This is a genomic window from Gemmatimonadales bacterium (assembly GCA_030697825.1).
Lineage (GTDB): Bacteria > Gemmatimonadota > Gemmatimonadetes > Gemmatimonadales > JACORV01 > JACORV01.
The window spans coordinates 1-7,747 of record JAUYOW010000191.1 but is presented as its reverse complement, the minus strand read 5'-3'; the positions used below and the strand labels follow the sequence as shown (position 1 = coordinate 7,747).

At 70.0% G+C, this 7,747-nt stretch carries 6 protein-coding genes; 2 read left to right on the top strand and 4 right to left on the bottom strand.

What is annotated here, in order from left to right; translation table 11 throughout:
• Together Q8Q85_10230 and Q8Q85_10225 are read left to right on the top strand one after the other, a co-directional pair.
• Positions 1-3,124 (top strand): HAMP domain-containing sensor histidine kinase (locus tag Q8Q85_10230; protein MDP3774630.1); only part of this gene is annotated, 3,124 nt, incomplete at its 5' end.
• A gap of 141 nt (positions 3,125-3,265) precedes the next feature.
• Positions 3,266-5,263: a M1 family metallopeptidase gene (locus Q8Q85_10225; protein MDP3774629.1), complete on the top strand. Its 1,998-nt coding sequence runs from the start codon at positions 3,266-3,268 to the stop codon at positions 5,261-5,263.
• Between the two features lie 42 nt (positions 5,264-5,305).
• Here Q8Q85_10225 and Q8Q85_10220 read toward each other — a convergent pair whose 3' ends face one another.
• From Q8Q85_10220 to Q8Q85_10205, 4 genes are all read right to left on the bottom strand, one after another.
• Complete coding sequence (locus Q8Q85_10220; protein MDP3774628.1) at positions 5,306-6,274, bottom strand: EamA family transporter; 969 nt, start codon at positions 6,272-6,274, stop codon at positions 5,306-5,308.
• A complete protein-coding gene (locus tag Q8Q85_10215; protein ID MDP3774627.1) occupies positions 6,264-6,398 on the bottom strand; it encodes a hypothetical protein in 135 nt (44 codons plus the stop codon). Before Q8Q85_10215 ends, Q8Q85_10220 begins: the two co-directional genes overlap by 11 nt.
• Before the next feature lie 79 nt (positions 6,399-6,477).
• The gene (locus Q8Q85_10210; GenBank protein MDP3774626.1) at positions 6,478-7,179 is read right to left on the bottom strand and encodes a hypothetical protein; all 702 of its coding nucleotides are present in this window, start codon (positions 7,177-7,179) and stop codon (positions 6,478-6,480) included.
• Positions 7,180-7,226: 47 nt separating this feature from the next.
• Positions 7,227-7,747: hypothetical protein (locus tag Q8Q85_10205; protein ID MDP3774625.1), on the bottom strand; the 521-nt coding region annotated here is incomplete at its 5' end.

The following is a 7,747-nucleotide window of genomic DNA, read 5'->3' as shown; positions in this document are numbered from 1 at the left end:
GCGACGCCAGACCGACGCCGGAACGGCGGTGGCCACGCTGCTTCTGGCGCGCGACTCGGCGACTCCGTCCGCGGGCGTCGCGTTCGCCGACCAATTCGCCGGTCGTACCGGCGATGGGCTGCGGTTCTTCGATCCCGCTTGCGCGCCCGCGGACTCGGAAGTGTTCGACTACCAGCTCGTCGGGGACACGCTGTTCGCCGTGCAGCCGGTCCCCCAGGACCAGGCCGTGGCTCGCGGCAGGCTGCTGGCGGGCGCGCGCCGGCTGGTGTTCTGGGCAGTGGTGCTCCTGCTGCTGGCGGGAGTGACCGGCGCGGTGCGCCTGCGGCTTCCACTTCAGGCCGCACTGCTCCCGGTCGGCGCGGCGTTCCTCGTGGTCGCACGGGCGCCGCTCAAGGAAGCGTTCGGACCCGGCAGCCTGTTCTGGCCTGACACCTACTACCGGCCGCTGCTGGGCCCGTACTCGGCGTCAGTGGGAACGCTGGTGCTGTTGGGCGTGGTGGCGACGCTGCTCGGGTGCGCCCTGTGGCGGCGGGGAATTGCCCCGTCGCTTTGGGGCCGGACCGCCGCGGTGCTCGTCACCGTGTCCGCGCCGTATCTGCTTCAGAACCTGGCGAGGGGAATCACGCCGCCGGCCGGCGGGGTGACCACGGGGCTCTGGCTCACCTGGCAGATCGCGCTCGTCCTCGCTGCGTCGGCGGTCGTGCTCGTTGCGGCGGCGATAGTGCGGGGGCGCCGGGTCCCGGAACACGTCGGCCCGTGGGCGGCCGTGGCGGGCTCGATCGCGCTCGCCGCCGCGGTGGCCGGCCTATGGCTCTGGGAGCCCGCGGGCGCGTGGCCCGAGTGGTACCCCTACCTCTGGGTGCCGGCGCTGCTGCTCGCGCTCAAGCCAATGCCGTTCCGCGGCACCCTCGCGACCGTCGCCATCGTCGCGGGGTCGGCTTCGGCGCTGCTCACCTGGGGCGCGACGACCGAAGGCCGCATCGCCCTGGCCACGCGCGACCTCGACGCCCTGGGCAGCGCGCCCGATCCGCTTGCCGCCGCGCTCCTCGACCACCTCGTCTACGAGACCACTTCGGAAGCGCCGCCCCGCGCGGCGGGAGACCTGTACCGCTTGTGGCGGACCAGCGCCCTCGGCTCGCAGGGCTACCCGGCGTCGCTGGCACTCTGGTCTACGAGCGGGGAACGCCTGGTTTCGCTCGACCTGGCCGAGCTGGACCTTCCGCTGCCATTCGTGCAGGCGGTCGCGCGGGAGGCGCTGGAGGAAGGCCTGCCTATCGTTCGTTCACGCCTGGGCGTGCCGGGACTGCACGGTGTCGCCGGCATTCTACTCCGCGAGGGCGTGCTCACCGTCGGCGTGGGGCCCCGCTCGCGGCTCGTGCCGCCGAGCGGCCTGGCGCGCCTCCTCTCGGGCGATCCCGCGGAGACCGATGCTCCGTACGAGACCGCCCTGTCGCCGCCGGATCGCCCGGGCGGGGCCGCTACGGCGCACGTCGCCTGGCGCCGGGTCGCGTGGTCGGTGCGCGGGGAGCGGGTGCTGGATCTGCCGGGCGGATTGCGTCACGCGCACGCGCTGGTGCCGCTGGGTGGCGCGTCCGCCCTGCTCCAGCGCGGCGCGCTCGTACTGGTGCTCGACTGCGCGATCCTCGCGCTGCTCTGGCTGGTGGTGGAGCTCATCGGCGGGCGCGCGGTTCCCGCGCTCCGTGCCTGGATGCCGCGCGCGTTCCGTTCGCTGCGCGCCCGGCTCACCGTCAGCCTGGGGCTCTTCTTCGTCGTCCCGACCCTCGCGTTCGCGGCGTTAAGCTATGCCCGCCTCGGGGACGAGTTCCGCAGGACGCGTGAGCTGCTCGTCCAGCGCACCCTGCGTGACGCCAGTGCGGCGTTGGGCGCGGAGCCGGATACGTCTTCGGCGGCGGTCATCGAGGCGTCGCACCGCGTGGAAGCCGAGCTGCTGCTGTTCGAGGGAGGCCGTCTGGTGGCCGTCTCGTCTCCGGTCCTCACGGACCTCGGGTTGACCGACTGGCTGGTACCGGCGCCGGTCTTCTCGGGGTTGGTGTACGGCGACGAGCTGGAGATGTCGGCGGAGCAAGAAGCGGCCCCGGCTCCCACGCTGATCGGATACCGTCTGCTGGCCCGGGGGCCGCCCGCCTCCGCGCGGATACTGGCCGCGCCCGAGCTGCTGGGTGACGTCACCTTGGGGCGCCGCGAGGGCGACCTCGGCATCGCGGTGCTGGTGGCAACGCTGATCGGGCTCCTGGCCGCTCTGGTCCTGTCGGGGACGGCGGCGCGCGCCCTCGCGCGACCGCTCCAGAGCCTCCGGCGCGCGGCCCTTGCGGTCGGCTCCGGCGGGCCCGTGGAGGGGCGCGAAGACATGCCTCTGGAGTTGGAGCCGGTGCACGCGGCCATCGTGCAGGCCGCGGCCGACGTGGAAGCGGGCCGGCGCGCGCAGCGAGTCATTGCCTGGGGCGAGATGGCGCGGCAGGTCGCGCACGAGATCAAGAACCCGCTGACGCCGATCCGCCTGGGCATGCAGCACCTCTTGCGCCTGCACCGCGAGCGACCGGCGGAGCTCCGAACTGTGCTGGTGTCCACCGGCGAGCGCATCCTCGCCGAGATCGACCGGCTCGACGCCATCGCCCGGACCTTCTCGCGCTTCGCGCTTCCCGGCCCCGAGGGAAGGCCCGTCGAAGCGGTGGACCTTTCGGCCGTCGCACGCGAGGTGCTGCACCTCTACCGCCTGGGAGAAGGGCCGGTCGCCTGGGAGTTCGAGTCACGGGACGGCGTCATGGGACTCGCCCGGCGGGAAGAGCTGGTGGAGGTCCTGGTGAACCTGTGCGAGAACGCCCGGGATGCGGGCGCGAAGCGCGTCGTCGTCGTCACGAGGGACGCGGCCTCGGAGTCCGAGATCGAGGTCCGCGACGACGGACGCGGCATCGCGCCGGAAGTGCTCCTGCGGGTGTTCGAGCCCCAATTCAGTACCACGACGAGCGGCAGCGGGCTCGGCTTGGCGATCGCCAAGCGGCTGGTGGAGAGTTGGGGCGGAACGATCGGGATCGTCAGCGCCTCGGGCGCCGGCACGGCCGTCACCATTCGGCTGAAGCGTCCGGCGGATCGCGGAGCTGCGTGAGGAGGTCGGGGATCGTCCCCGGCTTCGGGAGGAACGGCACGGCGGGCGGGAGGGCGACAACGAACCGAATAGTCCGAAGTTGACGACGCAACCCCGAAAGGTGAGACTACAAGCCTCTTTTCACCCCGAGGCCAAAGACCGATGTTCCGTGTCGCCTTGCTTGCTGCCGCGATGCTCCAGCAGCCGATCCCCGTTGCGCGAAGCAGCGTGCCGATCTCGGACACGTCGATATTCCGGCGGGTGGACCTGCCCGCTCCGAACCGGATCCGCACCGGCACCGGCGTTCCCGGCCCCGACTACTGGCAGCAAAGGGTAGATTACACGATCCGTATCGCGCTCGACCCGTCGACCCACCGGGTGAGCGGCGCCGAGACCATCCATTACGCCAACAACTCCCCCGACACGCTCCGTTATCTCTGGCTCCAGCTCGACCAGAACCTGTTCGGGCGCGAAAGCCGCGGGTCGTTCCTGTTCCCCGACGACGCCCGCTTCGGCGGCGGCGGCTTCGAGGGAGGGTTCGTGGTGAGCGACGTAGCGCGGGCGATCGCAGTTCCGGTGCGCCCGAGGGCCGGCGCGCCGTCACCGGCGCAGCGCCGTGTCCCTCTGAACTGGGTCGTGAACGGCACGCTGATGCGGGTAGACCTCGACATGCCGCTGCCGCCGCGCACCGCGGTGGACATCGCGATGAACTTCGCGTTCAGCGTCCCGGAGCACGGCGCGGACCGGATGGGTCGCGAGCCCTTCGGCGACGTCTGGCTATACGAGATGGCGCAATGGTACCCGCGGCTTTGCGTCTACGACGATGTACGCGGCTGGAACACCGAGCAGTACCTCGGGCAGGGGGAGTTCTACCTCGAGTACGGAGACTTCGACTACTACATCACCGTGCCGCGGGGCTTCATTGTCGCGGGCACGGGGACTCTGGAGAACCGGGCCGAAGTGCTCACCCCCGAGCAGGTGCGCCGGCTGGATCTCGCGCTCCGGTCCGACACCACCGTCGCGATCGTGTCGAATCGGGAGGTCGGCACTCCCGGCTCCCGGCCGCAGGGCGCCTCGCCGACGCTCACCTGGCACTTCCGGGCCCGGGACGTGCGGGACGTGGCCTGGGCGGCGGCACCCAACTTCATCTGGGATGCCAGCGGCTGGAACAACATCCTGATGCAGTCGTTCTACCCGCCGCCCGCGGACTCGATCTGGCGGCGCTCCACCGAGATGGTGCGCCACTCGATCAAGCACTACTCGGAGAAGTGGTTCCAGTATCCCTGGCCCACGGCCATCAACGTGAACGGTCCGGTGGGCGGGATGGAATACCCGATGATCGTGTTCTGCGGGGGCCGCACCAGCCTGCGCGGGCTCTTCGGCGTGACGACCCATGAGCTGGGGCACCAGTGGTTCCCGATGATCGTGGGGAACAACGAGCGGCTCTATCCGTGGATGGACGAGGGGTTCGACAGCTTCATCAACATCTTCTCCGGCATCACCTATTGGCGCGAGCCGGTCGCGACCGGCTCCCGCGGCGGGGCGGCGCAGTGGGCCGGGATCGCGCGCACCGGATACGACCAGCCCATGATGCTGCCGGCGGACCGCACACCGTCACAGCTCCTCGGCAACGCGGCTTACAACAAGCCGGCCACCGGGCTGTACCTCCTCCGGCACGCCATCCTCGACGACACGACGCGATTCGATTTCGCCTTCCGGGAGTACGCGCGCCGGTGGGCGTTCAGGCACCCCACGCCCGCGGATTTCTTCCGCACCATGGAAGACGCGCTGGGAGAGGACCTGTCGTGGTTCTGGCGGGGCTGGTTCTTCCGGACCGACCGCGTGGACCTGGCGGTGGACTCGCTGCAGTCGCGGCCCGATTCTTCGCCAGGCGGCCCGCAGGGCTTCGCTTCGCGCGTGTTCCTCTCGAGTCCCGGAACGCTGCCGATGCCGGTGGACCTGCGCCTCACCTATGCCGATGGCTCATCCGACCGGATGCGGCTGCCGGTCGAGATCTGGTACCTCGGCAACCGCTACATCATGCTGAGGCGGCTACCCCGGCAGCTGATGCGGGTGGAAGTGGACCCCGACTTGATGTTCCCGGACATCAATCGCGAGAACAACACCTGGCCGCGGGGGAGCGGGAGAGCGGCGCCGTAGGAGAAGCGTCAACCTTCAACGTCTCTTGGTTTTCAACCGTTTTCAGGGCCTTCCCGGCACCGAGCTCGGCAACCCGGCGCCGCCGCCGCGCGCGAAGAGCCGGCGCGCCCCCGACCGCGCGTACTGGAAGGTCGAGATGGTCACCACGCCCGCGATGATGATCGCGGCCGCGACCAGGGTACGGGCCGTCAGAGGCTCGCCCGCGATGAGCCAGCCGAGGACGACGGCGATCACGGGGTTCACGTACGCGTAGGTCGAGGCTTTCGCCAGCGTGGTGTTCTTCAGCAGCCACAGATAGGCCGTGAAGCCGATCAGTGCTCCGAACACGGTGAGGTACGCGAGCGCGAGCCAGGAGCGCGTCGTTATCGCGGCGACGTCGAGCCGCCCGAATTCACCGGTCGCGAGGGCGGCCACCAGGAAGAACGCCGACCCCGCGAGCATGTTGCTCCCGGTCGCCATGAGGGGCGAGGCAGGCGCCGGCGCGTGGCGTGAGTAGATGGAACCGATCGCCCACGACACGCAGGCGTAGGTCAGCACCGCGGCACCGACCAGGTCCACGCCGCCCTCTCCGGCGACGCGGCTCGGGCTTATCAGCAGCGCCACCCCCGCGAATCCGACCACCAATCCCGCGCTCACGGCAAGAGTCGGCCGCTTGCCGCCGGGACGGATCCAGTCGAGGATCACCACCCATAGCGGCTCGGCCGCCACGATCAACGCGGTGAGGCTCGACGTCACCCGTTGCTCGGCCCACACCACGCCACCGTTGCCGCCAAGCAGCAACAGGAATCCGATGACCGCCGCGGTGCGCCATTCCACTCGCGTCGGCATGCGGGCGCCCCGCGCCCTGGCCCAGACGAAGAGGATCGACCCGGCGACCACGAAGCGAGCCGCCGCCATGAGGAAGGGCGGAATGGTCGCTATCGCGAGACGGATCCCGAGGTACGTCGAGCCCCAGATGACGTAGACGGCCGCGAAGGCCAGGATCAGCCGAAGACGATGCTCACGCGGCATCGTGTTCCTCAACCTTCTTCTCGATCTCCGGCAGCGGCAACTGCGCCGATTCCCTCACTGAGTCGAGCACGATCGTGGTGCGCGTTGAACGGATCGAAGGGAGATTGCGCGTGTCATTGAACACCGAAGGCTGAAAGTGGCCGGCTAACGACTAGCGCATGGGATGAAGCGGCTGGCCGCTCGCCCGCCGAGGGGCCGCCGCTTCAGCCGTAGTGCACGCCGGGATAGACGAGATTGACGGCGAACAGGAAGATCGGGTTGAAGACGGCGCCGAAGACCTGCCACGCGACCATGATCCCTACCATCTGAAGCATGGGCATGCTCCACAGGAACCGCTGATATCGCAGCGCCGTCTCCTCCTTCATGAGCAAGGTGATCGCCGAGCTGCCGTCGAGGGGCGGCAGCGGCAGGAGGTTGAGCGCGGCGAGCACCAGGTTGAGCGAAAAGAAGACGCTGAGCACGAACGCCACGGCGGACCACACACCCGACGCCTCGGCCGCGACGACATGGTCGAACGAGACCGACGAGGGCGCGGTGAAGACGCCGAAGGCGAGGCCGGCGCGGATGAGCAGCGCCGAAGCGAGTATGAGCAGGAGATTGGCGCCTGGTCCCGCGAGGGCCATCCACGCCGCGCGCCGGGGATGGCGCACCGCCCAGGCGGGATCGAAGGGCGCGCTCGCGAAACCGAATGGCCACCCCGAGATCAATACCGACAGGAGCGGGAGCACCACCATGCCGAACGGCGCGCGCTTGATGTGCGGGCGCGGGTCGAGCGTGACCTGGCCGCCGTGGTAGGCGGTGAGATCGCCGCCGAGCATCGCGGCCCAGGCGTGGGCCGCCTCGTGCAGCGTCACCGAAAAGAGGAAGACGACGTAGTAGACGAGCGCGCTGGCGAGATCGGGCATGGTGGGCGAAAGCTACCGAGTCGCGGGCGCAGCGGGGAGGCGACGCACTAAAGCGCGATGGGCGTGCCGATGCCCAGCTTCCTCGCGCGCTCGAGCGCCAGCCGCGCGCTGGCGAGGTCCTCGACGCCCAGTCCGAGTGACTTGAACAGAGTGACATCGTCGTCCGAGATCCGCCCCGCCTTTCCGTCAGCCACCTCGCCCAGCTCCGCGACGATGCGGTCCAGGCTGTAGCGGCCTTCTTTCACCGGGATCAGAAGGTCGCCCGCCTCTGCGGCGCCGGCTTCGCGCGAGTCGATGAACACCCGGCTGCGCAGCACCGTTTCCGTGTCCACCTCGCGCATCTTCGGGCTCGATGATCCGACTACGCAGAGGTGCATGCCAGGTTCGAGCCACGCACCCTCGAGCACCGGTTCGGTCGCGGAGCACGCGGTGACGACGAGGCCGGCGCCTCGCACCGCCTCACGCACCGTAGTCATGGGGCGGATGGCGCACGACACCCGTCCCTTCATCTCCCCCGCGAAGCGCCGCGCCGTCGCTTCTTTCCGCGACCAGACGCGCACCTCGACGA

Excerpts from the sequence above, each read along its gene's own strand:
- Q8Q85_10225 (MDP3774629.1), top strand. The coding sequence starts at position 3,266 with ATGTTCCGTGTCGCCTTGCTTGCTGCCGCGATGCTCCAGCAGCCGATC.
- Q8Q85_10220 (MDP3774628.1), bottom strand. The coding sequence starts at position 6,274 with ATGCCGCGTGAGCATCGTCTTCGGCTGATCCTGGCCTTCGCGGCCGTC.
- Q8Q85_10210 (MDP3774626.1), bottom strand. The coding sequence starts at position 7,179 with ATGCCCGATCTCGCCAGCGCGCTCGTCTACTACGTCGTCTTCCTCTTT.